The organism is Glycomyces artemisiae (genome assembly GCF_003002955.1).
Classification (GTDB): domain Bacteria; phylum Actinomycetota; class Actinomycetes; order Mycobacteriales; family Micromonosporaceae; genus Glycomyces; species Glycomyces artemisiae.
Genome location: NZ_PVTJ01000003.1, coordinates 401,489 through 428,488 on the forward strand (window position 1 = coordinate 401,489; position 27,000 = coordinate 428,488).

At 72.7% G+C, this 27,000-nt stretch carries 29 protein-coding genes and 1 pseudogene; 10 read left to right on the forward strand and 20 right to left on the reverse strand.

Annotation, left to right across the window (positions count from 1 at the left end; all coding sequences use genetic code 11):
* The 8 genes from B0I28_RS10590 to B0I28_RS10625 form a co-directional block, all read right to left on the reverse strand.
* Entirely contained in the window at nt 1-969 is a 969-nt protein-coding gene (locus tag B0I28_RS10590; RefSeq protein WP_106363783.1) for an ABC transporter permease, read from the reverse strand.
* Nucleotides 966-2,567, reverse strand: coding sequence for a type 2 periplasmic-binding domain-containing protein (locus B0I28_RS10595; protein WP_106363784.1), 1,602 nt, complete (start codon nt 2,565-2,567; stop codon nt 966-968). Before B0I28_RS10595 ends, B0I28_RS10590 begins: the two co-directional genes overlap by 4 nt.
* 213 nt (nt 2,568-2,780) lie before the next feature.
* Nucleotides 2,781-3,785: a LacI family DNA-binding transcriptional regulator gene (locus B0I28_RS10600; protein ID WP_106363785.1), complete on the reverse strand. Its 1,005-nt coding sequence runs from the start codon at nt 3,783-3,785 to the stop codon at nt 2,781-2,783.
* Nucleotides 3,782-4,744: a LacI family DNA-binding transcriptional regulator gene (locus tag B0I28_RS10605; RefSeq protein WP_219926688.1), complete on the reverse strand. Its 963-nt coding sequence runs from the start codon at nt 4,742-4,744 to the stop codon at nt 3,782-3,784. The genes B0I28_RS10600 and B0I28_RS10605 overlap by 4 nt, the downstream gene beginning before the upstream one ends.
* 88 nt (nt 4,745-4,832) lie before the next feature.
* Nucleotides 4,833-6,017, reverse strand: a complete 1,185-nt coding sequence (locus B0I28_RS10610) for a serine hydrolase domain-containing protein (protein ID WP_181245743.1) — start codon at nt 6,015-6,017, stop codon at nt 4,833-4,835.
* 71 nt (nt 6,018-6,088) lie between these two features.
* Nucleotides 6,089-7,093: a DUF418 domain-containing protein gene (locus tag B0I28_RS10615; protein WP_106363787.1), complete on the reverse strand. Its 1,005-nt coding sequence runs from the start codon at nt 7,091-7,093 to the stop codon at nt 6,089-6,091.
* 119 nt (nt 7,094-7,212) lie between these two features.
* Nucleotides 7,213-7,878, reverse strand: coding sequence for a GAP family protein (locus B0I28_RS10620; protein ID WP_181245744.1), 666 nt, complete (start codon nt 7,876-7,878; stop codon nt 7,213-7,215).
* A 93-nt stretch (nt 7,879-7,971) separates the two neighbouring features.
* Nucleotides 7,972-8,862, reverse strand: coding sequence for a LysR family transcriptional regulator (locus B0I28_RS10625; RefSeq protein WP_106363789.1), 891 nt, complete (start codon nt 8,860-8,862; stop codon nt 7,972-7,974).
* 102 nt (nt 8,863-8,964) lie between these two features.
* Here B0I28_RS10625 and B0I28_RS10630 point away from each other — a divergent pair, with 102 nt between their 5' ends.
* Entirely contained in the window at nt 8,965-9,312 is a 348-nt protein-coding gene (locus B0I28_RS10630) for a DoxX family protein (RefSeq protein WP_106363790.1), read from the forward strand.
* Between the two features lie 14 nt (nt 9,313-9,326).
* Here B0I28_RS10630 and B0I28_RS10635 read toward each other — a convergent pair whose 3' ends face one another.
* A complete protein-coding gene (locus B0I28_RS10635; RefSeq protein ID WP_106363791.1) occupies nt 9,327-9,908 on the reverse strand; it encodes a TetR/AcrR family transcriptional regulator in 582 nt (193 codons plus the stop codon).
* 98 nt (nt 9,909-10,006) lie between these two features.
* Here B0I28_RS10635 and B0I28_RS10640 point away from each other — a divergent pair, with 98 nt between their 5' ends.
* A complete protein-coding gene (locus tag B0I28_RS10640; RefSeq protein ID WP_106363792.1) occupies nt 10,007-10,984 on the forward strand; it encodes an aldo/keto reductase in 978 nt (325 codons plus the stop codon).
* Nucleotides 10,985-11,026: 42 nt separating this feature from the next.
* On the opposite strand, the gene B0I28_RS10645 is transcribed toward B0I28_RS10640, so the two are convergent.
* Nucleotides 11,027-11,506 (reverse strand): MarR family winged helix-turn-helix transcriptional regulator, encoded by a 480-nt coding sequence (locus tag B0I28_RS10645; RefSeq protein WP_219926689.1) that lies wholly within the window; start codon nt 11,504-11,506, stop codon nt 11,027-11,029.
* A 115-nt stretch (nt 11,507-11,621) separates the two neighbouring features.
* On the opposite strand from B0I28_RS10645, the gene B0I28_RS10650 reads away from it, so the two are divergent.
* The gene (locus B0I28_RS10650; RefSeq protein ID WP_106363793.1) at nt 11,622-12,569 is read left to right on the forward strand and encodes an NmrA/HSCARG family protein; all 948 of its coding nucleotides are present in this window, start codon (nt 11,622-11,624) and stop codon (nt 12,567-12,569) included.
* Between the two features lie 49 nt (nt 12,570-12,618).
* Here the strand turns inward: B0I28_RS10650 and B0I28_RS28445 are convergent, their stop codons facing one another.
* The 5 genes and pseudogenes from B0I28_RS28445 to aztA form a co-directional block, all read right to left on the reverse strand.
* Complete coding sequence (locus tag B0I28_RS28445) at nt 12,619-13,011, reverse strand: GNAT family N-acetyltransferase (RefSeq protein ID WP_342761206.1); 393 nt, start codon at nt 13,009-13,011, stop codon at nt 12,619-12,621.
* Nucleotides 12,988-13,956 (reverse strand): annotated as a pseudogene (locus tag B0I28_RS10655) (pirin family protein); the annotation flags it as partial. The pseudogene B0I28_RS10655 and the gene B0I28_RS28445, both read right to left, overlap by 24 nt.
* 132 nt (nt 13,957-14,088) lie before the next feature.
* Nucleotides 14,089-14,967 (reverse strand): pirin family protein, encoded by an 879-nt coding sequence (locus tag B0I28_RS10660; protein WP_106363961.1) that lies wholly within the window; start codon nt 14,965-14,967, stop codon nt 14,089-14,091.
* 64 nt (nt 14,968-15,031) lie between these two features.
* Nucleotides 15,032-15,478, reverse strand: a complete 447-nt coding sequence (locus B0I28_RS10665) for a tetratricopeptide repeat protein (protein WP_245888937.1) — start codon at nt 15,476-15,478, stop codon at nt 15,032-15,034.
* An 84-nt stretch (nt 15,479-15,562) separates the two neighbouring features.
* A complete protein-coding gene (gene aztA, locus B0I28_RS10670) occupies nt 15,563-16,219 on the reverse strand; it encodes a zinc ABC transporter ATP-binding protein AztA (protein ID WP_106363963.1) in 657 nt (218 codons plus the stop codon).
* Between the two features lie 59 nt (nt 16,220-16,278).
* On the opposite strand from aztA, the gene aztB reads away from it, so the two are divergent.
* From aztB to B0I28_RS10695, 5 genes are all read left to right on the forward strand, one after another.
* Complete coding sequence (gene aztB / locus B0I28_RS10675) at nt 16,279-17,130, forward strand: zinc ABC transporter permease AztB (protein ID WP_106363794.1); 852 nt, start codon at nt 16,279-16,281, stop codon at nt 17,128-17,130.
* Nucleotides 17,131-18,306 carry a hypothetical protein gene (locus B0I28_RS10680; protein ID WP_106363795.1) on the forward strand — a complete coding sequence of 392 codons (1,176 nt, stop codon included), beginning with the start codon at nt 17,131-17,133 and terminating at the stop codon, nt 18,304-18,306. It begins immediately after the preceding gene.
* Nucleotides 18,300-19,220: a zinc ABC transporter substrate-binding protein AztC gene (aztC, locus tag B0I28_RS10685; protein WP_106363796.1), complete on the forward strand. Its 921-nt coding sequence runs from the start codon at nt 18,300-18,302 to the stop codon at nt 19,218-19,220. Before B0I28_RS10680 ends, aztC begins: the two co-directional genes overlap by 7 nt.
* Before the next feature lie 59 nt (nt 19,221-19,279).
* Complete coding sequence (gene aztD / locus B0I28_RS10690; RefSeq protein ID WP_106363797.1) at nt 19,280-20,425, forward strand: zinc metallochaperone AztD; 1,146 nt, start codon at nt 19,280-19,282, stop codon at nt 20,423-20,425.
* Nucleotides 20,426-20,524: 99 nt separating this feature from the next.
* Nucleotides 20,525-21,058: a GNAT family N-acetyltransferase gene (locus B0I28_RS10695; protein WP_106363798.1), complete on the forward strand. Its 534-nt coding sequence runs from the start codon at nt 20,525-20,527 to the stop codon at nt 21,056-21,058.
* A 3-nt stretch (nt 21,059-21,061) separates the two neighbouring features.
* On the opposite strand, the gene B0I28_RS10700 is transcribed toward B0I28_RS10695, so the two are convergent.
* The gene (locus B0I28_RS10700) at nt 21,062-22,147 is read right to left on the reverse strand and encodes a helix-turn-helix domain-containing protein (RefSeq protein WP_106363799.1); all 1,086 of its coding nucleotides are present in this window, start codon (nt 22,145-22,147) and stop codon (nt 21,062-21,064) included.
* A 99-nt stretch (nt 22,148-22,246) separates the two neighbouring features.
* On the opposite strand from B0I28_RS10700, the gene B0I28_RS10705 reads away from it, so the two are divergent.
* On the forward strand, nt 22,247-23,452 hold the full coding sequence (locus B0I28_RS10705; RefSeq protein ID WP_106363800.1) for an MFS transporter: 1,206 nt from the start codon (nt 22,247-22,249) through the stop codon (nt 23,450-23,452).
* 90 nt (nt 23,453-23,542) lie between these two features.
* A complete protein-coding gene (locus tag B0I28_RS28255; RefSeq protein ID WP_281260925.1) occupies nt 23,543-23,665 on the forward strand; it encodes a hypothetical protein in 123 nt (40 codons plus the stop codon).
* A gap of 41 nt (nt 23,666-23,706) precedes the next feature.
* Here the strand turns inward: B0I28_RS28255 and B0I28_RS27215 are convergent, their stop codons facing one another.
* From B0I28_RS27215 to B0I28_RS10725, 4 genes are all read right to left on the reverse strand, one after another.
* Nucleotides 23,707-24,279 carry a DUF7144 family membrane protein gene (locus B0I28_RS27215; RefSeq protein WP_425433439.1) on the reverse strand — a complete coding sequence of 191 codons (573 nt, stop codon included), beginning with the start codon at nt 24,277-24,279 and terminating at the stop codon, nt 23,707-23,709.
* A 130-nt stretch (nt 24,280-24,409) separates the two neighbouring features.
* On the reverse strand, nt 24,410-25,285 hold the full coding sequence (locus B0I28_RS10715; RefSeq protein WP_106363801.1) for an alpha/beta hydrolase: 876 nt from the start codon (nt 25,283-25,285) through the stop codon (nt 24,410-24,412).
* Complete coding sequence (locus B0I28_RS10720; RefSeq protein WP_219926691.1) at nt 25,282-25,977, reverse strand: TetR/AcrR family transcriptional regulator; 696 nt, start codon at nt 25,975-25,977, stop codon at nt 25,282-25,284. The genes B0I28_RS10715 and B0I28_RS10720 overlap by 4 nt, the downstream gene beginning before the upstream one ends.
* A 52-nt stretch (nt 25,978-26,029) precedes the next feature.
* Nucleotides 26,030-26,998 (reverse strand): helix-turn-helix transcriptional regulator, encoded by a 969-nt coding sequence (locus B0I28_RS10725; RefSeq protein ID WP_219926692.1) that lies wholly within the window; start codon nt 26,996-26,998, stop codon nt 26,030-26,032.
* Nucleotides 26,999-27,000: the final 2 nt, after the last annotated feature.

The window sequence follows — 27,000 nt, forward strand, 5'->3', positions numbered from 1 at the left end:
TCACCACAGGCTCGTGTTGGAGACGCGTTTGGCGATCTGGTTGGCCACCACAAGGAACGCGAAGTTGATGAGGGTGTTGAACAGGCCGATCGCGGTCGCGTAGCTGAACTGGTTCGAGAGGATGCCGATCTTGTAGACGTAGGTCGCGATCACCTCGGAGACGCCGAGGTTGAGCGGGTTCTGCATCAGGAAGATCTTCTCGAAGCCCGTGTTCAGCACGTTCCCCATGTTGAGGATGAGCAGCACGATCATCGTGGGCACCAGCGCGGGCACGTCGACGTGCCGGATGATGCTGAACCGGCCGGCCCCGTCGATCTTCGCGGCCTCGTACAGCTGCGGGTCGACGCTGGAGAGCGCGGCGAGGTAGATGATGCTGTTCCACCCGGCGTGCTGCCACACCTCGGAGAGCACGTAGACCGGCACGAACGCGCTGGCGCTGCCGAGGAAGTTCGCGTCGTCCACGCCGAACAGGCCCGCCACGCGGGTGATGAGGCCCGAGGTCGGCGACAGGAACACCTGGAGCATGCCGACGATGACCACGATCGAGATGAAGTGCGGCAGGTAGGTCGCGGTCTGGAGGAACTTCTTGCGGCGCCGCCCGAGCACCTGGTTCACCATGAGCGCCAGCGCGATCGGGGCGATGAAGCCCGCCGCGAGGGTGCTGACGCTGATGACCACGGTGTTGCGCAGCAGGGTCCAGAACTGGGGGCTGTCGAAGAACTGCTGGAAGTACTTGAGGCCCACCCAGTCGCCGCCGGTGATCCCCGCGGCGAAGTCGAACTCGCGGAACGCGAGCTGGAGCCCGTACATCGGCACGTACGCGAAGACCGCGACGAAGGCGACGGCCGGGGCGACCATGACCCACAGCTGCCAGTACCTGCGGAAGTGCCGCTTCAGGCGGTGGACCGGGCCCGGGGCCCGCCGGGGGGCGAGGCCCCCGGCGGTCCGGGCGGTGGCCGCGGAGGTCATCCCTGCGCCGCCAGGTACTCGTCGTAGTAGCGCTGGTGGATCTCGACGGCCTCGGTCAGGCCGAGCCCTTCGAGTTCGGCGACGTAGTCGTCCCATTCGGCGTCGACGCCGCCTTCGGTGATCCAGGTGGCCCACCGCTGCATGGCCGGTCCGAGGATGTCGGTGTGCAGCAGGGAGAGGCGGCTGGAGTCCTCGGCGTTCATCTTGATGAGCTCGCCGGGCCAGATGTCGGTGGCCGGGTCGATGGCGGCGAGGGCGTCGGCGAACGGCGCCTCGTCCTCGACGGCCTCCTGGATGTCGGTCGGGAGGGTGACCTCGATGTCGTCGCGGATCCAGCCGGGGCTGTTGTCGGCGAGGGTGGTCGTCCACTTCCAGGAGGAGGGGTCGAGGGTCTCGTCGGCGGGCGGCAGCACGGTGTAGACGCCGTTGCCGCCGTCCTCGATGTTCTGCCCGAACTCGCCCCAGAGGGCCTGGAGGGAGAGGTCCTGGCCGTAGAAGGCGTCGATCACCTTGAGCGCGGCGTCCTTCTTGGTGCTCTGCGCGGACATGGTGATGGTGTTGAGGCCGTAGTTGAGGGAGTAGGAGTCGTAGGTCCACGCGACGTCGGTGGTCGAGGCGTCGGCCGCGAGCGGGGCGATCGGCGCGTACTGGTCGGCGATCTGCGGGCCGAAGCGGTCGGAGGCGGTCCAGCCCCACGAGAAGCCGACCTTCGCGGTGTCGCCGTCGCCGCGGCCCACGGACTGGTACGCGGAGTAGTCCTGGGTCATGACGTCGGCGCTGACGAGGCCGTCGGCGTAGAGGTCGTGCAGGAAGGAGACGACCTCCTTGTAGCGGGGGTCGGTGAGGAAGTTGCCGACGGTGCCGTCCTCGACGAAGTAGCCGGAGCCGCCGCCGTTGGTGATGGGCAGGCCGAGGCTGCCGAGGAACACGGAGGGCTGGAAGTAGCCGAAGCCGCTCTCGCCCGCCGGGGACCAGTCGATCGGGATCTCGTCGTCGGGGTCGCCGTTGCCGTTGGCGTCCTCGGTCTTGAAGGCGAGGAGCACTTCGTGGAGCTCGTCCCAGGTGGTCGGCTGCTCCAGGCCGAGGTTGTCGAGCCACTGCTGGTTGATGTACTGCCGGGTGGAGGTCTGGGGCCAGAAGCGGCGGTAGGACGGGATGGAGAAGACCTCGCCGTCGGGGCGGGTCGCCATGAGCTCGGTCTCGGGGCGGGCGTCGAACATGGCCTGCACGTTGGGAAGCGCGTCCATGTCGTCGCTGAGGTCCTCGAAGAGGCCGGTGAAGGTGACCATGTCGGCGTCGGTGACGGCGTTGGCGCCGATGACGAGGTCCGGGATGTCGCCCGCGGCGAGCATCGTGGACTTCTTCTGGTCCCAGTCGGCCGAGACCTCCTCCCACTCCACGGGGATGCCCGCGGCCTCCTCGATGTCGGCGACCCAGCCCATGTCGGCCATGGGCCCGGTGAGGGCGTGCTTGACGACGAGGATGTGGAGCGCGTTGTCGTCCTCGCCTCCGCCGCCGCAGGCGCTCAGCAGCAGGGCCGCTGCGGCGAGGGAGGCGACGGCGGCGGGACCGCCGCGGCGGTGGGGTTTCGGGAGCAAGACTCCTCCTTGAGTCGGGGCGGCCCCCGCAGGCGGCGTTCGGGATCGCAGGGGCGGCCGCTGCCTGGGGGTTCGTGCGGATCGCCGCGGTCGCGGCGACCAAGATCCACATGAATATATGCATCTGGTTCAGCGTTGTCAATGACGAGACAACAACAAATGTGAACGTGAACCATCTCGATTCGGACTCGTTGGCGGCGCCTCGGCCGCGGGTCAGCGCGGGACGCCGGAGGAGGCGCGCGGGACCAGGTGCGCGCCGGTGCGGCGGATGCGCGGCGGCCCGGACTCGCCGCCGAGGCGCTCGACCAGCATCGCCACGGCCGCGTCGACCATGGCCTGGTGCTCGGGGCTCACCGTCGTGAGCGGAGGGACGGTGAACTCGGCCTCGTCGGTGTCGTCGAAGCCGGTGAGCGCCACGTCGTCGGGCACCCGCACGCCGCGGATGCGCAGCGCCCGCAGCGCGCCGACGGCCACGGCGTCGTTGATGCAGACCACCGCGTCGAACTCCGCGCCGGAGGCGAGCAGGCCTGACATGGCCTCGAAGCCGGGCGCGCGGCGGTCCCAGTCCGAGCCTGCGGCCATGAGCGCCGGGTCCGCTTCGATGCCGTACTCGCGCAGGCCCGCGAGGAACCCCTCGTAGCGGTCGCCGTCCGGCAGGCCGCTCTCGGTCGCGTTCCACACCAAAGCGAGTCGGCGCCGCCCGGTGTCGAGGAGGTGGCGGGTGACGGCCTCGAAGCCCTCGTGCTGGCCCATGACGACGGTGTCGAGGAGCCCCGAGGGGTTGCCGCCGAACTGGATGACCGGGCGCTCGGGCGCCCGGTCCCCCAGCTGGTGCGGGTGGAAGTTCGGGAAAACGATCACGCCGTCCGCGTCGGCGGTCGTCTCGCCTTGCACCGCACGCAGTCCCGACTTGCCGTCGGGGGCGATGCGCAAGGTCGTGGTAAGCCCTTCGGCTTCGAGGGCGAGGATCAGCCGCTCGGCGTTCTCGGCGTAGTAGGGCTGGTGGAGGTTCGGGACGACGATCGCGATCCGGCCGCTGCCGCCGCCCGCGAGGGCCCGGCCCGCGCGGTTGACGCGGTAGCCGACGGCCTCGACGGCCTGCCACACGCGCTGGCGGGTGGCCTCGGCGGCGTAGGGGCGGCCGAGGAGCACGTTCGAGACGGTCTTCGGGGAGACGCGCGCGACGGCCGCGACGTCGGCGAGGGTCGGGCGCTTCATCGGGCGCCCTGGGACGTCGACTCGCGCTGCACGAGCGTGACGGGGACGCTGACCGACTCCGGAGCCCGGCCGGGCTGGGAGAAGCGGGCGGTGAGCAGGTCGATGGCGTTGTGCGCGAGGGAGATCGGGTCGGGGTCGATGGTGGTGAGCGACGGCGTGCTGAACCGGGCGTCGTCGAGGTTGCCGTAGCCGATGACCGCGACGCGGCCGGGGACGTCCACTCCGGCGGCGTGGAGCCCGGCGAGCGCTCCCAAGGCGATCTCGTCGGTGCCGCAGATGAGCGCGTCGACGCCCGGCTGCTCGGTGAGCGCGCGCTGCGCGGCCCGGAAACCCGCGGCGCGGCCGATGTCGCCGGGCCCGGGATCGATGCGCGCGAGGGCCTGGCCGGGCTCGGCGAGCGGGCCGGGGCCGAGGAGCACCGGGCGGTGGTGGCCCATGACGCGCAGGTGCCGCAGCGCGGTGTTCACGGCCTGGTCGAGGTCGGCGCGCACCACGTCGACGGCGGGCTCGGTCGCGGGCCGCCGGGTGATGTCGACGCGCACGACCGGCCCGTCCTCGGCGGCCACGGCCTCGGCGGGGAGGTCGGGCGCGTCGACCGCGAGCAGCGCGTCGAAGGTGTGGCCGCGCAGTCCGAGCGCGGCGGCGAGGCGCGCGGGGTCGTCGTGGGTGGGTTCGACGGCGGCGTGGAGGCCGTGCCGGTCGAGCTCCATGACGAGGCGCTCCACGAGCGCGGCGAGGAGGGGGCGGCGCAGCCCGGCGACGGCGATGCCGACCACGCCGGTCCGTCCGGTGCGGAGGGTCCGGGCCGAGGCGTTCGGGGTCCAGCCGAGCTCGGCGATGGCCGCCCGCACCTGGTCGCGGGTCTCGGGGCGGATGTGGGGCTCCTCGTTGACCACGCGGGACACCGTCTTCACCGAGACGCCGGCTCGCACCGCGACCTCGCGCATCGTCACACGCATGCGCACCACATTAGCCCGAACCGCAAGCTCGCTCCGCCCTCCGACCGGCCGCCGCCCGGCGCCTCGTGCGGCGCCGGGCGGCGCCGGTTCACTCGGACGCGGGGCAGAGCCCGGCGGCGAGGAGCGCGAAGACCGCCCCGTCGAACCGGCCGGGGTCGTGGTAGCCGTGCTTGTCGTCGGTGCTCCACGAGACGGTGACCTGCCGGTCGCCGTCGAAGGAGTGGAACGTGCGGGTCAGGTGGCCCATGCCGTCCCCGGCGTGGCCGAGGAAGCGTTCTTCCCCGCCGGGGCAGTCGAGCGCGATGGCGCCGAGGCCGAGCCCGTACTGGAAGCCGGTGCCGGTGTCGGCGAACGCGGTCGCCTCGGCGAGCTGGTCAGCCGTCAGCAGGGTCCCGTCGGTGAGCGCGTCGTAGAAGTCGTTGACGTCGTGCACGGTGGACACCACCCCGCCGGAGGCCCACAGCTGCGAGTACGAGGCGGCCGTGGCGTCGAAGTACGGCTCGTCGGGGTCGCCGGTGCTGATGTACGGGACCGAGTGCGGGCCGCGGATGCCGGACGTGTCCGGGCGCGGGAGGTCGGTGCGGTCCAGTCCGGCGGGCGTGAAGATCCGCTCGTGCAGCTCGTGGCGCAGGGTCTCCCCGGTGCGCTCCTCGATGAGCAGGCCCAGCAGCGTGTACCCGGTGTTGGAGTAGGCCCAGCCGTCGCCGGGCGGGAACGACGGGTCCTCGGCGGCGGCGATGGCGACGAGTTCCTCAGGCTCGTAATAGGTCTCGTAGCCTTCGCGGACCTCGGCCAGGTCGCCGTCCTCCATGCCGGGGTAGACGACGGCGACCCAGTCGGGGACGCCGCCGGTGTGGCCGAGGAGCTGGCGGACCGTGGGCTGCTCCTCGTAGGGCAGGAGCCCGGGGAGGTACCGGTCGATCGGGTCGTCGAGGTCGAGTTCGCCCTCGCCGTCGAGCTGGAGGACGACGGCCGCGACCATCGACTTGGTGACGCTGCCGACGCGCACGCGGTCTCCCGCCCGCGCGTCGGGGGCGTCCTCCTCCAGGCTCCGCGGCCCGGCCGCGCCCTTCCAGGTCTGGCGCCCTTCGCGGACCTCGACCACGACCGACCCGTCGGTCAGCGCGGCGACCTCGGCGAGGCGCTCCTCCAGCAGCCCGGTGTCGAGGGCCCGGCCCGGCCGATCGGCGTCGGCGTTGGCGACCTGCACGGCCGCCAACCCGGCGACGAGCCCCACGGCGGTCGCCGCGGCGGTGATGATGCGTCTTCTCATGTATCGGACCCTATGGGCCGCAACGACTCCGGTCGACCTCGCAAACCCCCCGACCGGAGGTACGGACCGCCCTACCCCACGGCGTGCGCCGGGTGCTCGCGCCGCATGGGCACCGGCTTCAGTTCGGTGGCGCAGCGCCAGGTCCATTCGACCGGGCCGTAGCGGAAGCGGCGCAGCCACAGGGTGCACGCGAGGGATTGGGCCGTGATGAGGATTGCGGTGCCGCCGAAGGTCAGGGCGGCGTAGTTCCAGTCCTGCACGTCGGCGAGGGCGGCGAAGGCGACTGCGGCGGCGGCCTGGGTGAGGAAGCAGGTCAGGGCCATCCGGCCGATCGGTGCCAGGAACGCGGTCAGGGCCGCTGCGGCGCGGGTGCGGAGGAGGAGCAGTGCGCCGAGGACGTAGGCGGCGGAGGTCGCGAGCAGGCCCGCTTCGGCGAGCACCGCGCCCGGGATCGTCCCGGTGTCCGGTTGCACCACTATGGATATGGCGGCGAGTGCGGTTGCGGCCGTGAGGCATACGAGGAGGCGGCGGCCGTGCCGCGCCAGGCCGGTGTGGAGGCCGTAGCGCACCGACGAGTATCCGAGGGCGAGCAGCCCGCTCCATTCGAACAGGACCTTCACCGGGCTGCCGTGGCTCTGCGGGTCGAGTTCGGTGATCGGCATCGAGGCGGCCACGAGCGCCAGGCCCGCGAGGAGCACGTAGCGTCGCGGCAGGTAGGAGAGCGGCAGGAGCGCCGCCAGGCCGAGGACGGCGTAGACGGCGAGCTGGAGGTTGCCGTCGAGGGCGAGCGCCTGGAAGACGCCGATCGCGAACAGCGCCGCCAGTCTTCGCACGAGCAGGAGGCGAGGCCGGGGCGCGCGCCGGGAGGCCGATTCCAGGATCAGCGCGAAGCTGACGCCGAAGAGGAAGCAGAAGATCGTGAGGAACCGCTGGTAGACGAGGTTGTCGTAGATGAAGGAGGAGACGGGATCGGGCGCGGGGAAGCCGTCGCCGAAGGTCAGCGCCAGGTTCACGAGCGGCAGCCCGGCCAGGGCGAGGCCGCGGACGACGTCGATGTCGGGGATGCGTCGGGTCATCCCCGCATGACACCACCCCGCTCCCCCGCGGGTCCTCAACCCGCGGAGCGATATCCGGCCTCACCCCAGGGAGTGAGGCGGCGCCCGGTTCCACCGCGTTTCAAGCGGAGCGGACGGGATCAGCCGACCCACAGGAGCAGCACGGCGAGGCTCGCGGCGGCGCCCGCGAAGCAGGCCGCGGCCGTCTTCGGGCTCGGCGGGGCGGTGCCGGTGGTGTGGCCGCTCAGCATCGACTGGAGCTGCTCGCGCAGCTCCTCGTTGAACGCGAGCCCGGCCGCGAGGATCAGCGCCGAAGGCAGCGCGTAGACGAGCGTGTAGCCGACGAGGACGATCACTGCGATCGGCGCAGCGACGCCGGCGTCGATGAGGCGTTCGACGGCCAGGACCATCGGGAACGCGTTGGGGAGGTCGCCCGCGGTGGCGAGCACCCCGAACGGCAGTGCGCTCCAGGCGTTCACCCACGGCGGCAGCGTGAAGCCCTTCCGCTCCCGCGGCCTGAGCCTGCGCGCGCCCATGACCGCCAGCGCCACCGCCAGACCGGCGAACAGCAGGCGGCGCAGCCACAGCGAGACGCCGTCGAACACCGAGTCCGCGAACGACAGTCCGAAATAGAACAACAGCGTGAAGGCCAGGAACGACGCGGCCGCCCCGAGCATGAACGCCCACCCGGTCGGCGCGGGACGCCTCGCCCCCAGCAGGATCACGATGACGATCCAGATAGTGGCGGCGTTGATCGAGTCGAGCAGCGCCAGCCCCGTCAAGCCCCACAGCAGCCCGCCCGTCAACAGGCACCGCCCCGGTCGCGTCCCATCCGCACTCCCCCAGTCGGCGGCACGGCGCCGCCCGACCGCACAGTAGCCGACCCGCTCGGGCCCCGGTCAGTCCGCCAGCGCGGCCGCCGCCGCGATGAAGTCGGCGAGCGGGCCGGAGGCGCCGGCGCCCTTGGGCCACACCAGGGCGACCTCGCTGGGCGCGACGCCGGAGATGTCGCGGTAGGCGATGTCGGGTCGGGCGTAGTAGCGGGCGGCGCTCGCGGGGGCGAGGGCGATGCCGTCGCCGTTGGCGATGGCGGTGAGCCAGTCGTCGGGGTGCTCGGTCACGGCGCCGATGCGCACGGGCCGTCCGCCGCGGGCGTCGGCGGCGATCCAGTGGTCGCGGAAGGCGCCGGTCGCGGCGGGGGCGGCGATGAAGGGCTCGTCGAGGAGGTCGGCCATGGTGAGCGATTCGCGTTGCGCGAGTGGGTGGTTCGCGGCCATGGCGATGCAGCGGGGCTCGGTGAGGAGCGGGAGCACCTCGTACTCGTCCTGGCGGGGGAACGGCAGGCGCATGAAGCCCGCGTCGACGTCGCCGGAGACGAGTCCGGCGACGGGGTCGCCCCAGCCGGCCTGGCGGAGTTCGACGCGCCAGTCGGGGCGGCGTTCGCGGAAGGCGGCGATGATGGGCTGGGTCTTCTCGTTGGCGGCGCTGGCGAGGAAGCTGACGCGGAGCACGCGGGAGGCTTCGGCGTCGGCGGCGCGCACGGCGCGGCGGGCGGTGTCCCAGGAGGCGAGGACGGCCGGTGCGGCGGCGGCGAGGGCTTCGCCGGGGCCGGTCAGGGCCATGCCGTGCTTGGAGCGTTCGAAGAGGACGGCGCCGAGCTGGGATTCGAGCTGGCGGATCTGCTTGGTGAGCGCGGGCTGGGAGAGGTAGAGCCGTTCGGCGGCGCGGGTGAGGTTCCCTTCCTCGGCGACGGTGGCGAAGGAGCGCAGCAGCCGCGTGTCGACATCCATAACCACAGGTTATCGATACTGGTATTGGACGTGCGGCGGGATCGGTCCGAGACTTGGAGCGTCCGGCGGAGGTGCCGCCGGAGCAGACCGGAGGACCGCCCGATGCTCGTCGCCCTTGTCGTCGTCACCGTGATCGCCATCGCCGCCAACGCGGTGGAGTCCGTTGCGAACTTCATGGGCGCGGCGTGGGTGAAGCGGAACTCGCGGGCGGTGGGGGTGCCGGACTCGTGGCTGCCGTTCCTGGGGGTCGTGAAGGGCGCGGCGGCGCTGGGGCTGGCGGCCGGGTTCGTGTGGCGGCCGCTGGGGGTCGCGGCCGCGGTCGGGCTGGTGGTGTTCTTCGTGCTGGCGACGGCGCTGCACGTGAAGGAGCGGGTGTTCCACAACTTCTCCGGGCCCTTGGGGTTCCTGGCGCTGAGCGTCGCGGTCCTGTGGCTCATGATCGCGGCGTAGCGCGGGTCGCGGGGTCAGCGCGCGGCGGGGAAGAGCCTGCCGACGGCGGTGACGACGGCGGCGCGGCGGTCGCGGAGGTACTGCTCGCGCTCGGCCGGGTCGGCGGGGAGGAAGTCGATCGTTCCGGCCCATGAGGCGGCGATCTGGTTGAGCAGCACCACGATGTCGATGGGGTCCCAGGACGGGTCGAGCAGGCCGTCCACCTGCGCCTTGGCGACGCGTTCGAGCTTGCCGGCCATGGTCGCGCGGATCGGGTCCTCGGTGTCGCCGGGGTCGAGTTCGAGGCGGCCCCACTGCATGAGCCGGTACCGCTCGGGGTGGGCGGCGTAGTAGTCGTGGAGGCGGCCCGCGTAGCCGGGCAGGTCGGCGGGGTCCATGCGCGTGGCCTCGACGATGGCGCTCAGCTCCGCGGCCGAGACGTGCCGGTAGAGGGCCTCCTTGCTCTTGAAGTAGGCGTAGACGCGCTCCTTGCTGGTCTTCGCCGCTTTCGCGATTCGGTCGATGCGGGCGCCCGCGATTCCGTAGCGTGCGAACTCGGTGCGCGCGGCCGCGAGGATGCGGTCGCGCGTGGCTTCGGGGCTGGTCGTGGGCGGCATATGCCCAGCATACCTGCCCGAACCGTTCGGTTTGACGATCGCAGGGTTCCCGGAGTACGGTTCAAACCGAACCGTTTGGTTTGATGAAGGGAACTGTCATGCAGCACCGCGCACTCGGCACGCAAGGCCTCCGCGTCTCGGCGATCGGCTACGGCACCATGGGCCTGACCATGGCCTACGGCCCCGGCGACGAGACCGAGGGCCGCGCGACCATCCGCCGCGCCCATGAGCTGGGCGTCGACTTCTTCGACACCGCCGAGCTCTACGGCTGGGGCACCGGCTCCAACGAGCGGCTCCTCGGCGAGGCCGTGAAGGACTTCCGCGACGAGATCGTCATCGCCACGAAGTTCGGCTTCGACCTCGCCGACCTCTCGCAGGGCTGGGGCCTGAACAGCCGCCCGGAGAACATCCGCAAGGTCGCCGACAACAGCCTCCGCTACCTCGGCACCGACGTCCTCGACGTGTTCTACCAGCACCGCGTCGACCCCGACGTGCCGATCGAGGACGTGGCCGGGACGGTCAAGGAGCTGATCGACGCCGGGAAGGTCAAGTACTTCGGCCTCTCCGAGGCCGGGCCCGAGACCATCCGCAAGGCGCACGCCGTCCAGCCCGTCTCGGTCCTCCAGACCGAGTACTCCCTGTTCGAGCGGGACGTGGAGCAGCTGTTCCCCGTCCTCGAAGAGCTCGGCATCGGCTTCGTCGCCTACTCGCCGCTGGGCCGCGGCTTCATCACCGGCGGTGCCAAGCCCGCCGACGAGTACGACGAGGACGACATGCGCCGCAACGACCCGCGCTGGGCGCCGGGGAACTTCGAGCAGAACGTCGCCGCGGTCGAGCGGCTCGGCGAGCTGGCCCGCGCCAAGGGGATCACCGTCCCGCAGCTCGCGCTCGCGTGGGTGCTCCGGCAGAAGGACTACATCGTCCCGATCCCCGGCTCCCGCAGCCGGTCCCGCATTGAGGAGAACACTGCTGCAGCCGACGTCGAGCTCACGGACGCCGACCTCGCCGCGATCAAGGAGATCCTCCCGACCGGCGGCTTCGGCGCCCGCTACGCCCAGGTCCCCGAATGGGTCTGAGCCGCAAGGCGATCGCCCTGACGGGGGGCCGGAGGCCGCCCGTCAGGGCCGGGTGCGCTCGATCTGGTCGGTGACCTTCGCGGAGAGGCGTCCGAGTTCGGCGAACTCCTCCGGGGTGAGGGCGTCGAGGACGAGGCGGCGCACGGTGGCGACGTGCTTGGGGGCGGCGGCTTCGATGACGGCGCGGCCGTGCGCGCTGATGGCGACGTAGGCGCCGCGGCCGTCCTCCTCGCACTCCTCGCGGGCGACGAGGTCGCGCTTGGCCATGCGGCGGATCTGGTGGGAGAGGCGGCTCTGCTCCCAGTCGATCCCCTTGGCGAGGTCCTGGAAGCGGACGCGGCCCTCGGGCACGTCGGTGAGCGCCACGAGCACCTCGAAGTCGGAGGACGACAGCCCCGAGTGCGCCTGGAGGTCGGCGGCCATGCGCGCGGTGAGCTTCATGTGCAGGCGCACGAAGGCGCGCCACGAGCGCTGCTCGTCGGCGCTCAGCCAGGGGACCGCGCCCGGGTCGGTGTCGTTCACGCCACCATTCTACCTTCTAGTTGACGCGTCATCTAACTAGCGCTACGGTAATTGATACGTCATGTATTTCCGGAATCCGAGACATGGCGACCCGAGTACGTGGAAGGTGAAGACCATGGCAGACAAGCAGATCATCGCGGTCGTCGGCGCCACCGGGCAGCAGGGCGGGGGCCTCGCGCACGCGATCCTCGCCGATCCGGGCTCCGCGTTCGCGGTCCGGGCGATCACCCGCAACCCGGACTCCGAGAAGGCGAAGGAACTGGCCGCGCTCGGCGCCGAGGTCGTGCACGCCGACCTGGACGACGAGGCGAGCCTCGCGAAGGCGTTCGAGGGCGCGTACGGAGCGTTCCTGGTCACCAACTTCTGGGAGCACATGTCGCCCCAGCGCGAGTACGACCAGGCGCGGAACCTCGCGCAGGCGGCCGAGACCGCGGGCGTGCAGCACGCGATCTGGTCCACACTGGAGGACACGCGCAAGTCCGTGCCCCTGGACGACGACCGGATGCCGACCCTCCTCGGCGAGTACAAGGTCCCGCACTTCGACGTCAAGGGCGACGCGAACGCCCTGTTCACTCAAGCCGGGGTGCCGACGACGTTCCTCCAGACCACGTTCTACTGGGACGGCTTCCTCACCGGCTTCGGCCCCCAGCGCCAGGAGGACGGGAGCCTCGTCCTCGCGATGGCCATGGGCGAGAGCAGGCTCGCCGGGATCGCCTCCGAGGACATCGGACGCACCGCCTACGGGATCTTCAAGCGCGGCACGGAACTCGCGGGCGAGACCGTGTCCATCGCGGGCGAGCACCTCACCGGCGCCGAGCTCGCCGCGGCCTTCACCGAGGCGGTCGGCGAGCCCGTCCACTACTACGCCGTCCCGTTCGACGACCTGCGCGCCGCCGGGTTCCCGGCCGCCGAGGAGATCGGCAACATGTTCCAGTACTACGCCGAGTTCGACGCGGAGTTCACCGGCCGCCGCGACCTCGCGAAGGTCCGCGAGCTCAACCCGCAGCTCAAGACCTTCCGCGAATGGCTTGCGGCCCACAAGGACGCGTTCGCGTCCCTCTAGAACGGACCGGCCGCCCGCCGGGCTCTGCGCGAGCCCGGCGGGCGGCCGTTCACTGCTGCGGGCCGAGTTCGGCCTCCAGCCAGTGGAGGACCTGCGGCGAGGGCCGGTCGACGGCCTCGGCGAACTCGGGGTGCCTCTTGACGAAGCGGGCGACGTACGGGCAGACGGGGACGATGCGCATCCCGGCTTCGCGCGCGTCGAGGAGCGCCTGCTCGACCAGTGTGGACGCCAGGCCCTTCCGGGCGAAGGATTTGTCCACTTCGGTGTGGTAGAAGATCCGCTGGCCGCCGCGGTCGCGGTAGGCGGTCAGGCCCGCGCGGGCGCCGTCGACCGCGATCTCGTAGCGCCGCTCAGCGTCGACGCGGCGCACGACCGGCTCGGCCGTGGTCTCTTCCGAGTACTCATCGGTCCGCTCGGGCGGCGGCGGGTTGCGCCGGGGCATGATGACGGCGTTCGGCAGCGGTGGCGCGGGGAGGCGGCTGCCGGGGTAGCCCTCGACGGCGCCGAAGCGGTCGGTGGCGGCCTCCCACTCGTCGCGGGCCTCCACGATCTCGTCGTGGGTGCGGGCGATGAAGTTCCACCACATGACGATCTCCTCCTCGAACGGCGGGCCGCCGAGCAGGATCAGCCGCGCCGGGGCGTCGGCGTCGTTCGCCAGGGTCAGGGTCGCGGCCCCGGGCGCGGCGTAGCCGAGTTCGGCGTGGCGGAGCAGGGTGCCGTCGAGGCGGACCTCCCCCGCGTCGACGAGCACGCCGTGTTCGAAGGAGCGGTCGACGTCGAGCACCGCAGTGGAGCGCGGCGCGAGGTCGATCTGGGCGCCCAGCAGCGGCGTGAACGTGCGGACCGGCGAGGCGGACCCGGCCAGCGCGCCGAGGAAGACCCGGATCTCCGCGCCCTCGACGTGCACCGGTTCGGGCACGTAGTGCTGGAAGTCGCGGCCCGCGTGCCGGTCGGCCTCGGGGAGCGCGACCCACAGCTGGACGCCGTGGACGACGGTGGTGGCGGGGGTGGAGACCTCGGAGTGGGCGATGCCGCGGCCGCCGGTCATGAGGTTCATCTCGCCGGGGCGGATGAGCGCGTGGGTGCCGAGGCTGTCGCGGTGCTCGATCTCGCCGCTGAAGAGCCAGCTGACGGTCTGGAGGCCGGTGTGCGGGTGCGGCGCCACGTCCATGCCGCCGGTCTCCGGGACCGCGACCGGGCCGTAGTGGTCGGCGAAGCACCAGGCGCCGATGAGGGTGCGGGCCCGCTGCGGGAGGGTGCGCCGGACCAGCAGCGCCCGGGGGCCGCCGAGGGGGACTTCGCGGGCTTCGAGGACTTCGACACCGCCCGCGGCGCCGACGGGCGGCACGCACCGCACCGCCTCCGGGGCCGTCTCCGTGTTGCTCACCTGGACCACCTGCCGTTCGAACTGGTTGTCACATCATCTATATGTCGACGAGCTTAGTCCTACGATCATGGACGCCGGCCGCATCCGCGGTCGGTTCTCGAAAGAGGCGCAGCGCGAGCAGGTGCCGCGGCGTCAGCGGTCGTAGGCGAGGCGGGCGGTGCGCGGGACCGGGCCGAAGGCGCCGGACTGGAAGTCCTGGAACGCCTGGGCGATCTCGGTGCGGCTGTTCATGACGAACGGGCCGCCGAACGCGACGGGCTCGCGCAGCGGCGTGCCGCTGTAGACCATGATGCGCGCCGGGGCGTCGCCGTCGGGGACGGCCAGGTGCAGCACCGTCTCGTCAACGCCCGCAACGGGATCGGACCAGCCGGTCTGCCCGGCGGCGACCTCGCGTCCGCCGACGAGCGCGCGGCCCGCGACCACGTGCGCGAACAGCCGGTGCTCCCCTGGGACGGCGAGGTCGAAGGACGACTGCGGGTCGATCGCGGCGAGCAGGCCCTGCACCGGCTGGTGGGTCTGCGCCGTCCCGGTCACGCCCGCGACGGTGCCCGCGTGGACGTCGATCGAGACGCCCGGCGCCTCGAAGCGCCGCATCTTGGCGAGCGTGAGGTCCTGGTAGCGGGAGTCGGTGAGCTTCTTGGCCTTGGGCAGGTTGAGCCAGAGCTGGAGGGTGTGCGCGTGCTCGTTGCGGTAGGCGAGCTCGCGGTGGACGATGCCCTTCCCGGCGGTCATCCACTGCACCTCCCCCGGTTCGAGGGCGCCCGCGTGCCCGAGGTTGTCGCCGTGTTCGAGCACGCCGTCGATGACGAGCGTGACGGTTTCGAGCCCGCGGTGCGGGTGCCATTCGAAGCCGGGCTCGGAGAACCAGTCCTCGGCCATGATGAGGAACGGGTCGGTGAGCGCGGGGTCGTTGGGCGCGAAGGCCAGCGCCTTGTCGTCGACCTGGGAGTCGGGCCCCAGGCGGCGGGCGTCCTCGATCCGGTCGAGGGTGCGGGCGGTCGTTGCGGTCATGTGGTTCATTCTCCGCTCGTTCGGTGGGGCCGGGCGCCGTTCGGCGCCCGGCCGGTGGCTCGGGCTACTCGGCGGCCGCGACGCCGAAGGCGGCGGCCATGCGCTTCCAGGACGCGGCCTCGTCGTGGCGGCCCTGGCGTTCGAGGGTGCGGGCGAGCAGCAGGTGGGCGTAGTGCTCGACCGGGTCGCGGTCGATGAGCTCGCGGAGCTGCTCCTCGGCCCGGCGCAGCTGCGCGGAGTGGTAGTAGGCGCGGGCGAGCAGGAGGCGGGGCCCGGTCGGGCCGGGGGCCTCCTCGACGAGCGCGGCGAGGAGCTTCGCGGCCCCGATGTAGTCGCGGGCCTCGAAACGGGCGTTCGCCCGCTCCCAGCGCTCGAACGGCCCCTCCTCGCGGGGCGCCGGCACGCCGCCGGGGGCGACACCGTCCGCGACGCCGTCGAACAGGTGCGTCGCGGCTACGAAGCGGTCGGGGGCGGCCTCGCCGCTGGGCAGGAAGTCGTTGAAGTCGTTCACGGCCCTCCGTCACCTCCAACTAGTTGACATATCATCTGTACCCGCCGGAACGCCTCCGCGTCCACCCCTATTCCCTCCGACGCCTCAGCGGCTTCCGCCGGGGACCGGCGCGGGGGCGATTCGGCCGTGGGCGAGGGCGAGGTGGTGGTCGGCTTCGGCGGCGTCGGCGGGGTCGTGAGTGGCGTGGACGATCGTGGTGCCGCGGGCGCGCTCCTCGGCGAGGACCGCGGTGATGGCGTCCTTGGCGGCGGCGTCGAGGCCGGTGGACGGTTCATCGAGGATGAGCAGGTCGGACTGCTGGGCGAGGCCCTGGGCGAGGAGGACGCGCTGGCGCTGGCCGCCGGAGAGGGTGCCGAGGCGGCGGGCGGCGAGGTCGGCGACGCCGAGGCGGTCCATGCAGCGGTCCACGATGGACCGGTCGTCGCGGGTGAGGGGGCGCCACGGGCCGCGGTGGGCCCAGCGACCCATCGCGACGGTCTGGCGGACGGTGATCGGGAGGGCGTCGGCGGCGTCGCTGCGCTGGACCACGAATGCCGCGCGGCCCGAGTGCGAGCGCCGCAGCGATCCGGAGGCGGGCGGGTGGACCCCGGCGAGGACGCCGAGGAGGGTCGACTTCCCCGATCCGTTGTGCCCGGTGACCGCCGTGATGCGGTGCAGCGGAACCGCAATGGTGACGTCGTGGAGCACGGTCGCGGCGCCGTAGCGGGCGCTCACCCCGTCCAGCTCGATCGCAGCGGACATGCTGTGGATCACTCCCCCTCGGTTTGAATTCGAAAACGATTTTCATTATAGTTCTGGCCGTGGAATGGTTGACCAGCCCCTTCGAAGTCGGATTCGTGGCGCGCGCCCTGTGGGGCGGCCTGCTCGTCTCGGCGATCTGCGGGCTCGCGGGCACATGGGTCGTGCTGCGCGGCATGGCGTTCATGAGCGACGCCATGTCGCACGGGATGCTCCCGGGCGTCGCCGTCGCCGCGCTCCTCGGCGGGAACCTCCTGCTCGGCGCCGCGCTCAGCGCGCTCGCGATGGCCTTCGGCATCACCGCGCTCTCCCGTTCCAAGCGGCTCTCCCAGGACACCGGCATCGGGCTGCTGTTCGTCGGGATGCTCGCGGCGGGCGTCATCATCGTGTCCCGCTCGCAGTCGTTCGCCGTGGACCTCACCGGGTTCCTGTTCGGCGACGTGCTGTCGGTGCAGCACGCCGACCTCGTCGTCCTCGGCTGCGCCCTCGCCGCGGCCGTCCTCATCGCCGCCGCCTGCCACCGGTCCTTCGTCGCGCTCGCCTTCGACCGCCGCAAGGCCGCCACCCTCGGCCTGCGCCCGGGCCTGGCCCAGGGCCTCATGGTCGGGCTCCTGACGCTCGCCATCGCCGCGTCGTTCCACGTCGTCGGCACATTGCTCGTCTTCGGCCTGCTCATCGCGCCGCCCGCGGCGATGGCTCTGTGGGCCGACCGCATCCCGGTCATCATGGCGGGCGCCGCCCTGCTCGGCGGCGCCGCCACCGCGGGCGGCCTCCTCGCCTCCTGGCACCTCGGGACGGCCGCGGGCGCCACCATCGCCGCGCTCGCCGTCGCCTCCTTCTTCGCCTCCGCCCTGGCCGCGCTCGTGCGCGACCGGCTCCCCTTGCGCCCCACCGTAGAACCGAAAGGACCCTGAATGCCGCCGCCCACGAGAGCACCGGCCGCCGCCCTCGCCTGTACAGTCCTCGCCGTCGCAGTCCTCGCGGGCTGCTCCAGCGGCCCCGGCGACACCGCCGAGGACCCCTCCCCCACGGCGCACGGCTACGTCGAGGGCGCCGAGGAGACCGCCGAGGCGCAGTGGCGGCTCGTCATCGCCGACGCCGCCACGGGCGAGGTGTTCCTCCTCGACCCGGTGACGGAGGAGCCGGTCGCCGTCGCCGACGTCGACGGGGCGCGGCAGGCCGCCACCGACGGCCGCTTCGCGTACGTCTCCGACGGCACGACCACCCACGTGATCGACAGCGGCGCATGGACGGTCGACCACGGCGACCACGTGCACTACTACAAGACCGAGCCGCGCGCCGTCGGCGACCTCGACACTGACGTGTCCGCTTCGGTCGGCGACCCGGCCGTCACCGTGGTCAACGGCGCGGACGGCCCGGTGGCGCTCGACCGCGAATCCCTCGATGCGGGCGAGATCGCGGCGACCGCGACGGTCGAGGCGCAGGCCGCGCTCCCCTACGACCAGCGCCTCCTGGCGATCGACGACGGCACGGTGACCGTGCTGGAGCGCGACGGCGGCGGCGGGCGAGCACTCGCCGAGGACTGCCCGGACCCGCAGTCCCCCACCGTCACCCGCCGCGGCGCCGTGTTCGCGTGCGCCGACGGGGCGCTGCTGGTCTCCGGCGAAGGCGACCTGACCGCGGAGAAGATTCCCTATCCCGCAGGAGCGAGCGTCGACGGCGGCCTCCACCACCGCCCCGGCACCCCGATGCTCGCCGCCCGCACCGGGGACGGCGGCGTCCTCGTGCTCGACCTCAAGGCGCGCGAGTGGACCGCCCTCGACCGGACCGCACACGACCTGGCCGACGCGGTCGCGGTGAGCGCGACCGGCGAAGACTCGCCCGTCCTCGTCCTCACGGAGGACGGCGTGCTCCGCTCCTTCGACCCCGCCACCGGCGCCGCGCTCGCGCAGACCGAGCTGATGGCCGTCACCGACGGCGCCGCGATCCAGGTCGACACCGCCCGCGCGTACGTCAGCGACCCCGAGGGCGCCGCGGTCCACGAGATCGACTACCGGGACGAACTGCGCCTGGCCCGCACCTTCGACCTGGACTTCCGGCCCGACCTCATGGTGGAGACGGGATGGTAGCCGCGCTCTCACGACGCGCACTCGTGTCGCTCCCCGCCCTCGCCGCCCTGTCGGCTTGCACCGCAACGGGATCGGACCGCTCCGGCATCGTCGTCACCACGAACATCCTCGGCGACCTCGTGCGCAACGTCGTCGGGGGGCGGACCGAGGTCACGGTCCTCATGGCCGCGGGCGCCGACCCGCACTCGTTCGGCGTCTCCGCACAGCAGGCCGCATCGCTGGAACGCGCGGAGCTGCTGGTGCACAACGGCCTCGGCCTCGAAGAGGGCGTCCTCAGCCACATCGAGGCGGCCGTCGCGACGGGCGTGCCCGACCTCGCGGTCGGCGAGCGCGTCGACCCGATCGACTACACCGCCGACGAGACCGCGGGGCAGCCCGACCCGCACTTCTGGACCGACCCGGTGCGCGTGAGCGAGGCCGTGGACCTCATCGCCGACAAGGTGATCGAGCACGTCGCGGGCGTCGACGCCGACGAGGTCCGCGCCAGCGCGGACGCGTACCGCTCGCAAGTGGACGAACTCCACGCGGACGCCGTCGCGGCGTTCGAGCAGATCCCTCCAGAGCATCGCAAGCTCGTCACCAACCACCACGTCTTCGGGTACCTGGCGCAGCGGTACGGCTTCGAGGTGATCGGCGCGGTCATCCCCAGCGGCACCACCCTCGCCTCTCCCAGCGGTTCCGACTTGAAGGACCTCGCCGACGCCGTCGCCGCCTCCGGCGTCCCCGTCGTGTTCGCGGACTCCTCGCAGCCCGAGCGGCTCATCGAGGCCATGGCCGAGGAGACCGGGCTCGACATCGCGATCGTCCCGCTGTTCACCGAGTCCCTCACCGAACCCGGCGGGGGCGCCGGGACCTACCTCGAAATGGCGGCCGCCAACACCGCGGCCATCGCCGAGCACCTCGCCCCGCAATGACGGACACCCCGCCCATCAGCGGGCCCGCCCCGGGCCCCGACACCCAGAAAAGGATCCACATGAGAACCCGCACCCTATGGACGCCCGCGCTCCTCAGCGCCGGGCTCGTGCTCGCCGCCTGCGGCGGCCCCGCCGAGGAGGCCGCCGAGACCGATCCCGTCGAGGTCAACGACGCGCTCGTCGCCACCTACGACGGCGGCATCTACGTCCTCGACGGCGAGACGCTCGAAGTCGTGGAGGACCTCCCGCTCGAAGGCTTCAACCGGCTCAACCCCGCCGGGGACGGGCAGCACGTGCTCGTGACCACCCCGACCGGGTTCCGCGTCCTCGACGCGACCGGCGCCGCGCTCTCCGACGACGAGTTCCCGGCCGCCGAGGCCGGACACGTGGTCAACCACGCGGGCGTCACGGTGCTCTTCGCCGACGGCTCCGGCGAGGTCACGATCTTCGACCCGCAGGACCTCGGCGACGGCCTCCCCGAGACCGAGACGTTCACGACCGAGCACCCGCATCACGGTGTGGCCGTTGAGCTGGCGAACGGCGAGCTGCTCGTGACCCTCGGAGACGAGGAGTTCCGGCCCGGCGTCCAGGTCCTCGACGCCGAGCGCAACGAGATCGCGCGCAGCGAGGAATGCCCCGGCGTGCACGGGGAGTCGGCCGCCGCCGACGAGACGATCGTCGTCGGCTGCGAGAACGGCGTGCTCGTCTACCGCGACGGCGCCCTCACCAAGATCGACAGCCCCGACGAGTACGGCCGCATCGGCAACTCCCGCGGCCACGAGGACTCCAGGTTCGTGCTCGGCGACTACAAGGTCGACCCGGAGGCCGAGCTGGAGCGCCCCGAGCGCGTCTCGGTCATCGACACGGTGACCGGCGAGCTGACGCTCGTCGACGTCGGCACCAGCTACAGCTTCCGCTCCCTGGCCCGCGGCCCCGAGGGCGAGGGGCTGCTGCTCGGCACCGACGGCGCGCTCCACGTCATCGACATGGAGCAGGCGGCCGTCACCGCCTCGTACCCGGTCGTCGACGCCTGGGAGGAGCCCCTCGAATGGCAGGAGGCCCGCCCCGCGGTGTTCGTCCGCGGCGACACGGCCTACGTGAGCGACCCGGCCGCGCTAAAGATCTACGCCGTGGACGTCGCGACCGGTGAGATCACCGCCGAGACGGAGCTCGCGGGCGCGCCCAACGAGATGACGGGCGTCTAGACCTTCCCCCGGCCCGCCGCGCGCAAGCACAGGGCGCGCGGCGGGCCCTCTGCGGAATTCGGTTGCGCCCCTGCGGCGCGGCTGCGAGACTTCCCGGTCATGGACTCCCGATCACCCGAGCTGCGCAGCGAGCGGCTCGTCCTCGACCGGTACGTTCCCTCCGACGAGGAGGACTTCGTCGCCCTGTTCATGGACGAGCGCGTCTCGCGGTTCATGGGCGACGGGCCCGAGCCCGAGGAGAGCGTGCGGGCGCTGTTCCGGCGGGTCTTCTCGAAGGTCTACGACACCGGCGCGTTCGACGTGTGGGCCGTCCGCGAGAACGGGTTCCTCGTCGGGCACGCCGAGATCAAGCCGACCGAGGTCTCCGGCGGCCACGAGCTCATCTACGCCCTCGCCCACCGCGCCTGGGGCCGCGGCCTCGGCACCGAACTCGCGAAGACGATCACCGCCTACGGCTTCGACGCGCTCGGCCTCGACGCCGTCCACGCCACCGTCGCCGCCGAGAACACCGCCTCCCTCGCCGTCATGGCGAAGATCGGGTTCAAGCACATGCGCGACAAGGACAACGACGACGGCACCGTCACCCGCGTCCTCACCCTCGCCAGAGCCGACGCCCACTGGCACCGGCCCTAGGGCTCAGCGCAGCACGGCCGCCAGCAGGTCGGAGCCGAGCGCGGTCAGGTCGGACAGGCTGAGGGTGTAGCGGACGTAGCGGCCGTGGCGCTGGGAGGTGAGGAGGCCCGCGCGGCGCAGGACCGCGAGGTGGCGGGAGACCTCCGGGGGCGACAGCTCCCAAGCGTGGGCGAGTTCGCCGGTGGTGTGCGCCCCGCGGGCCAGGGTGCGCAGCAGGCGCAGGCGCACGGGATGCGCGAGGGCCTCCAGCCGCAGCGTGACCGTCTCCAGCGAGACCGGCGCGGGCGCGTCCGGTTCGGCGACCGGGTACTGGACGACCGGCCGCCACCCGGCGGCGTAGACCGCGACCAGATGCGGGCGGCCGAAGACGCTGGGCAGAAAGGTGACTCCGGCCCCGTCGGCGGCGGTCGCGGAGTCCTGCAGCTTGTCCACGACGATGACGCCGCCGTCCGGCGCCAGCGCGACGGCGCTGGAGACCGACGTGAGCGCCGCACCGAGGCCCCGGCGCGCCAGCAGATCGCTCTTCAGGCGCCGGTCGTCGGCGAGCTGCACGGCGACCCCGGCCCAGGCGGCGTCGAAGAACGCCTCGGCGCACTCCTCAAGGGTGCTGCGCACGCGCGCCCGCACGGCCGCGGGGTCCGCGAGCAGCCGCTCCGCGAACGCCTCCTGGACCGCGCCGCGGGCCTGGGCGAGGCCCAGCGCCCGGTCGCGCGCGGCCGCGTCGGCGAGCGGCGACGGGGCGGCGAAGCGGACCCGGTTGCTGCCGCAGGTGGTGACGAGCGCGGCGGTCACGTACGCCTCGTCGTCGATCCGGTCCACGTCGTCGAGCTCCTCGGCGAGCGTCGGCCGCGGACGCGCGGGCACGAGGAAGTCCGCTCGCGAAGAGCGCCAGAGGAACTCCGCCTCCTTGAGCCGCTCGGCCAGCTCCGGCCGCAGCCCGGCCCAGACGCTCCCGGCCCACCCGACGTGCTGCGGGTGGTGCGCGGGCTCGGCCAGCACGTGCAGCATCGCGGTCAGCTCCGCCAGCGGGGACACCGAGAACCGCACCCGCCCGGGCGGCAGTCCGCCGATATCGATCCGCAACACCATGCCCCCATTGTCGGCGGTCGCCGGACCGGTGGCCGCGTCGGTTGACGAACACCGTCAATCGATGCGGCCCCGCAGGCGGCCGACCACATCGTTGACGCCATGCCGACCACCCTGAAGACCCGGCCGCGCGACCTCGTCCGCGCCTCCGGAGGCCCCCGCTACGCCGTCGCCCTGTCGATCGACGCGATCGGCACCGGGCTGCTCCGGCCGTTCCTGCTGCTCTACGGCGTGACCGTGCTGGAGCTGTCCGCGCCCGCCACCGGCGTCGCCATGACCGCCGGGATCGTCGCGGCCCTCGCGTGCACGCCGTTCGCGGGGCAGTGGCTGGACCGGGGCGCGCGCAGCACCGTCGTGGCGGCCTCCATGCTGGTGCGGGTGCTGGGCGTGGCGCTGCTGCTCGCCTCGCCCGCCGGGAACGTGTGGACGTTCGCCGCGGCGGCCCTGCTCCTCGGCGTCGGCAACCAGGCGTGGCCCACTGCCCACTCGGCCCTGGTCGCGACGGTCTCCCAAGGGCGCGAACGCGACGCGGCCCTCGCGGCCGGGCGGGCCCTGCGCAACGCGGGCATGGGCGCGGGCGCGCTCCTCGCCATCGCGTTCCTCACCGGCGGCGCCGCCGCCTTGCAGGCGCTCGCGGCCGTCACCGGGCTCGCCTACCTCGCGGCGGCGGCCCTGACCTGGTCGGTGCGCCTGCGCGCGGACCCGGCGGACGCCGAGGGCGGGGAGGAGCCCGCAGGGCCGCTGCCTCGGATGCGGACCCTGCTGGCCGCCAACGTCGTCTACACGTTCTGCCTCAACGTCCCCGAGATCGCGCTCCCCCTGGTCCTGGTGACCCAGCTCGACGCCTCCCCGGCCTGGTCGGCGGTCATCTTCGTCGCGAACACGGTCATGGTGGTCACGTTGCAGGTGCCGGTCACGGTCCTGCTGTCGCGCTACCCGCGGCGGGCCGTGCTCGCGGCCGGCGGCGCGGTCCTCAGCGTCTCCTACCTCGGCTTCCTCGCCGCGACCCTGCTCGGCCACGGCTGGGCGGCACCGGCGATCGCGGCGGTGTCCCTGGTCTGCACCTTCGGCGAGATCCTCTACGCGGGCACCGCGACCGCCCTCGTCACCGCCGTCGCCCCGGCCCGCGCGATCGGCCGCGCCCTCGCCCGCTTCCAGCTCTCCACCGGCTTCGGCCTCGCCGTCTCCCCCGCGGCGATCACCGCCCTCGCCGCCCTCGGCCCGACCGCGCTCTGGGGCGCCCTCACCGCCGCGACCCTCGCCTCGGCCGCCGCCGTCGCCGCCGAGAAGGACCTCGGCCCGCAGTGATCCGATGACGGTCAGGTCCGCGCCGTCCTCTGGGGCGCGGGCCAGGGCCCGGAGCTCTCCGCGGCGTTCGGCGCGGCGGTCGCGGCGCTCGTGGAGGAGTACAGCGGCGAGGAGCTCGCGTTCCTGTACCGGCACCAGCGCGCCGTGAGCGGGATCTACCTCGCGCAGCTCGAAGCGCTGCGGAAGCGGCCGGGCGGCGCCGGCCGCGAGTGAGGGCCGCCCGGCATCGCCGGGCGGCCCTGTATCGGCGGGTATTACTCGGGGTCCATGGGCCGCTGGGCGGGGCGGGTCATCGACTCGGCCTGCGCGGTCGGCGCGTCCTCGGTCTGGCGGTCGTACATGGTGCGGCTCGGGTTCGCGAAGGGCTCGCCCGGCTGGGTGTCCTTGGTGCTCCAGTCGGACGCCTCGCCGGCCCGGTAGCCGTCGTACTCGGCCTCGGCGGCGGTGCTGGTCGCCGCGAGGGACCAGATCACGAACACGTCGACCGCGATCACGGTGATCGCCCACAGCGGCTGGTACGGCATCCAGAAGAACTGCGCGGTCGCCGAGAGCACCGCGAGCACGATGCCGATCCAGCGGGCCCACGCGCGGCCCGAGAAGATGAACATACCGGTCACGGCCGCGAGCGCACCGATGATGAGGTGCGTCCAGCCCCAGCCGGTGAGGTCGAGCTGGAGCATGTAGTTCGGCGTGGTCACGAAGATCTCGTCCTCGGCGATCGCGGCGAGGCCCATGAGGACCTGCCAGACGCCGACCATGATCATCAGGCACGCGGCAAGCGTTGTCCCTCCTGCCGCCCATGCCGCTCGGCTGTTGTTCTGCGCCATAGTGATGCCTCCGTTCGACCTGGAGACGGCCGCGGAACCCGGCGGTGCCCTCAGGCCCGCAGGCCGCCAATCAGCCTGATCGTAACGCCGGAAACCATCAGAAATTGGTTATTGTTCACATTCGGTCCCGCTACCGGACCAGGAGGCCCCGCACGAACGCGGCGATGCGGGCCGGGTCCTCCTCGGCCATGAAGTGGCCCAGGTCGACCGGCTCGTACGCGAAGTCGGGCGCCCAGGCGGCCCAGATCTTCTCGGGGTCGAAGCCGAGCCTGCTCCCCCAGTCCTGGGAGATCGCGGCGACGGGCATGGCGAGGGTGCGGCCCTCGGCGCGGTCGGCGCGGTCCATGTCGAGGTCGATTCCGGCGGTGGCGCGGTAGTCGGCGACGATCGACGGCACCGCGTCCACGGAGGCGCGGAGGTAGTGCTCGCGCAGCTCGGGAGCGAACGTGGTCCCGGCGGGGTCCCACGCGTCGAGGAACGACGCGAAGAAGTCCTCGGCCACGGCGGCGATCATCCGCTCGGGCAGGCCCTTCGGCTGCGCCATGAGGTAGAGGTGCCAGGCGACCTTCGCGTCGGCGCCGTGCAGGACGTCCCAGGAGTCCAGGGTCGGGAGCACGTCGAGGATGCCGAGGTGCGAGACGGCCTCCGGGTGGTCGAGGCCGGCGCGGACGCCGACGAGCGCGCCGCGGTCGTGGCCGATCAGGGCGAAGCGCTCGTGGCCCAACTGGGCGGCGACGGCGAGGACGTCGTTCGCCATGGTGCGCTTCGAGTACGTGTCCGGGGCGGTCTCCTCGGGCTTGCCGCTGTCGCCGTAGCCGCGGAGGTCCGGGGCGATGACGGTGTGGTCGCGGACGAGGTCCTGCGCGACGGCGCTCCACATCACGTGGGTCTGCGGGAAGCCGTGCAGGAGGACCACGGGCGGGCCCTCGCCCGCGTGGGCGACGTTGAGGTCGACGCCGTCGGCGCCGGGGATGCGGTCGTAGGCGAAGCCGGGGATCGCGGTCATGACTGGTCCTTTCGGTCGGTGGTCTGGATATCGGCGGCCGGGATGGAGGCGGGAGTGGGGCGGCCCGAGAAGATGCCGTGCTGTCCGGCGGCGACGCCGCTGCGCAGGGCGGGGATGAGGACGGCGTCGGTGAGCGCCTCGCGGTAGGCCGCGTCGGTGGTGAGGCCGTTGAGCTTGCGGAGGACGAGTACCGCGGCGCCGACCTCCTCGTAGGCGAACGGGTCGGCGGCGGCGGGGAGTTCGCCGCGTTCGATCGCGGCGCGGAGCACGGCGTCGGTGAGGCGGGCGCCGGTCGGGCCCGCGGAGTCCTCGATGTACTGGCAGAGTTCCGGATCGCGAAGGCCCGCTTGGAGGATGGTGAGGCTGACGGAGGAGCCCGCCTCCATGGTCGCCTCCAGGCGTTCGAGCAGGGCGAGCAGGTCGCCGCGGAGCGAGCCGGTGTCGATCGGGTCCGGCTTGTTGCCCGCGGCGGGCCCGGCCTTGATGGCGGCGACGACCATCTCCTGCCTGGTGGCCCAGCGGCGGTAGAGGGTCTTCTTCGATGCCTGGGCGCGGCGGGCGACCTCCTCGAAGGTCACGCCGTCGATGCCCGCTTCCCCGAGCAGGGCGAGCACGATCCGCAGGATCTCCGCCTCGCGGGCGTCGTCGCGCGGGCGGCCCGGGGGCCGCGGTTGCACATTAGGATACGTCACGGGTCGTATCCTAACACGGTCCCGGAGCGCTCCGGCCCACCCGGGAGCCGGGTCAGGCGGCGGCGTACATCCGGGCGACCTCCGCGGCGGTGCTCGCGAGGTCCTCGCGCAGCTCGGGCGGGGAGAGGACCTGCACGTCGGTGCCGAAGTCGAGCAGGCGGCGGGCCACGGCCACGGACCGGAAGCGGAGCCTGACGCGGACCCAGTCGGGGTCGTCGTCGTTCGCGGGGAAGCCGCCCTCGGGCGGCGGCGCGGCGAGGTCGGCGAGGTGGCGGTGGACGAAGCGGCCCAACGCATCCCGGCGGATCCGGACCTCGGCGGCGACCTCGTCGATCCGGTCGCGCAGCTCGCGCCACAGCGCGTCGAGCTCGACGCCCGCGCGGCGGCGGGCGGGCTCGTCGAGGACCCGCGCGCCGACGATCCGGTCGGCCGCGAACAGCCGCGGCCCGCCTTCGGCGTCGGCCACGAGGTACCAGACGCCCGCCTTGTCGACCAGGCCGTACGGGTCGATCACGTCGGCGTGCAGGCCGCCTTCGCCGCGCCAGTAGTGCAGTTGCAGGCGCCGGTCGGTGAAGACCGCCTCCTTGAGCGCGTCGAGCCCGCCCGCGGGCTCGTCCTCGCGCCGCCAGCGCACCGGGTCGATGATGATGCGCCGGTCGATGAGCTCCATGGCGTCGCGGTGCGGCGCGGGCAGCGCGGCCATGGCCTTGCGGACCGCGGACCCGAGCACGTCGCCGATCCCGTCCCCGGCCCGCTCCCCCGTGGCGAGCGCGAGGAGCGCGCCCGTCTCGTCGTCGGCCATCCCGGCGACGCTCGTGCGGTACTCGGGCGCGAGCGTGATCCCGCCGTACCGGCCCCGCTCGGTGGCGAGCGGGACGCCGGACCGGACGAGGAACCGCACGTCGCGCAGCACCGTGTTGGTGGTGACTCCGAGCCGCGCGGCGAGGTCGGGCGACGACAGCCGCCCGTGCTCGCGCAGCAGGAGCAGCATCTCCAGGAGTCGTTGCGTCCGCAGGCTCATAG

Bases quoted from the DNA above. Each gene is read 5' to 3' on its own strand.
- B0I28_RS10695 (WP_106363798.1), top strand. From the start codon at position 20,525: ATGGACTCCCGATCACCCGAGCTGCGCAGCGAGCGGCTCGTCCTCGAC.
- aztD (WP_106363797.1), top strand. From the start codon at position 19,280: ATGAGAACCCGCACCCTATGGACGCCCGCGCTCCTCAGCGCCGGGCTC.
- B0I28_RS10600 (WP_106363785.1), bottom strand. From the start codon at position 3,785: ATGAAGCGCCCGACCCTCGCCGACGTCGCGGCCGTCGCGCGCGTCTCC.
- B0I28_RS10605 (WP_219926688.1), bottom strand. From the start codon at position 4,744: ATGCGTGTGACGATGCGCGAGGTCGCGGTGCGAGCCGGCGTCTCGGTG.
- B0I28_RS10590 (WP_106363783.1), bottom strand. From the start codon at position 969: ATGACCTCCGCGGCCACCGCCCGGACCGCCGGGGGCCTCGCCCCCCGG.
- B0I28_RS10700 (WP_106363799.1), bottom strand. From the start codon at position 22,147: ATGGTGTTGCGGATCGATATCGGCGGACTGCCGCCCGGGCGGGTGCGG.
- B0I28_RS10725 (WP_219926692.1), bottom strand. From the start codon at position 26,998: ATGAGCCTGCGGACGCAACGACTCCTGGAGATGCTGCTCCTGCTGCGC.
- B0I28_RS10680 (WP_106363795.1), top strand. From the start codon at position 17,131: ATGCCGCCGCCCACGAGAGCACCGGCCGCCGCCCTCGCCTGTACAGTC.
- B0I28_RS10650 (WP_106363793.1), top strand. From the start codon at position 11,622: ATGGCAGACAAGCAGATCATCGCGGTCGTCGGCGCCACCGGGCAGCAG.
- B0I28_RS10610 (WP_181245743.1), bottom strand. From the start codon at position 6,017: ATGAGAAGACGCATCATCACCGCCGCGGCGACCGCCGTGGGGCTCGTC.
- B0I28_RS10635 (WP_106363791.1), bottom strand. From the start codon at position 9,908: ATGCCGCCCACGACCAGCCCCGAAGCCACGCGCGACCGCATCCTCGCG.
- B0I28_RS10705 (WP_106363800.1), top strand. From the start codon at position 22,247: ATGCCGACCACCCTGAAGACCCGGCCGCGCGACCTCGTCCGCGCCTCC.
- B0I28_RS10715 (WP_106363801.1), bottom strand. From the start codon at position 25,285: ATGACCGCGATCCCCGGCTTCGCCTACGACCGCATCCCCGGCGCCGAC.
- B0I28_RS27215 (WP_425433439.1), bottom strand. From the start codon at position 24,279: ATGGCGCAGAACAACAGCCGAGCGGCATGGGCGGCAGGAGGGACAACG.
- B0I28_RS10630 (WP_106363790.1), top strand. From the start codon at position 8,965: ATGCTCGTCGCCCTTGTCGTCGTCACCGTGATCGCCATCGCCGCCAAC.
- B0I28_RS10640 (WP_106363792.1), top strand. From the start codon at position 10,007: ATGCAGCACCGCGCACTCGGCACGCAAGGCCTCCGCGTCTCGGCGATC.
- B0I28_RS28445 (WP_342761206.1), bottom strand. From the start codon at position 13,011: ATGCCCCGGCGCAACCCGCCGCCGCCCGAGCGGACCGATGAGTACTCG.
- aztC (WP_106363796.1), top strand. From the start codon at position 18,300: ATGGTAGCCGCGCTCTCACGACGCGCACTCGTGTCGCTCCCCGCCCTC.
- B0I28_RS10615 (WP_106363787.1), bottom strand. From the start codon at position 7,093: ATGACCCGACGCATCCCCGACATCGACGTCGTCCGCGGCCTCGCCCTG.
- B0I28_RS10660 (WP_106363961.1), bottom strand. From the start codon at position 14,967: ATGACCGCAACGACCGCCCGCACCCTCGACCGGATCGAGGACGCCCGC.
- aztA (WP_106363963.1), bottom strand. From the start codon at position 16,219: ATGTCCGCTGCGATCGAGCTGGACGGGGTGAGCGCCCGCTACGGCGCC.
- B0I28_RS10625 (WP_106363789.1), bottom strand. From the start codon at position 8,862: ATGGATGTCGACACGCGGCTGCTGCGCTCCTTCGCCACCGTCGCCGAG.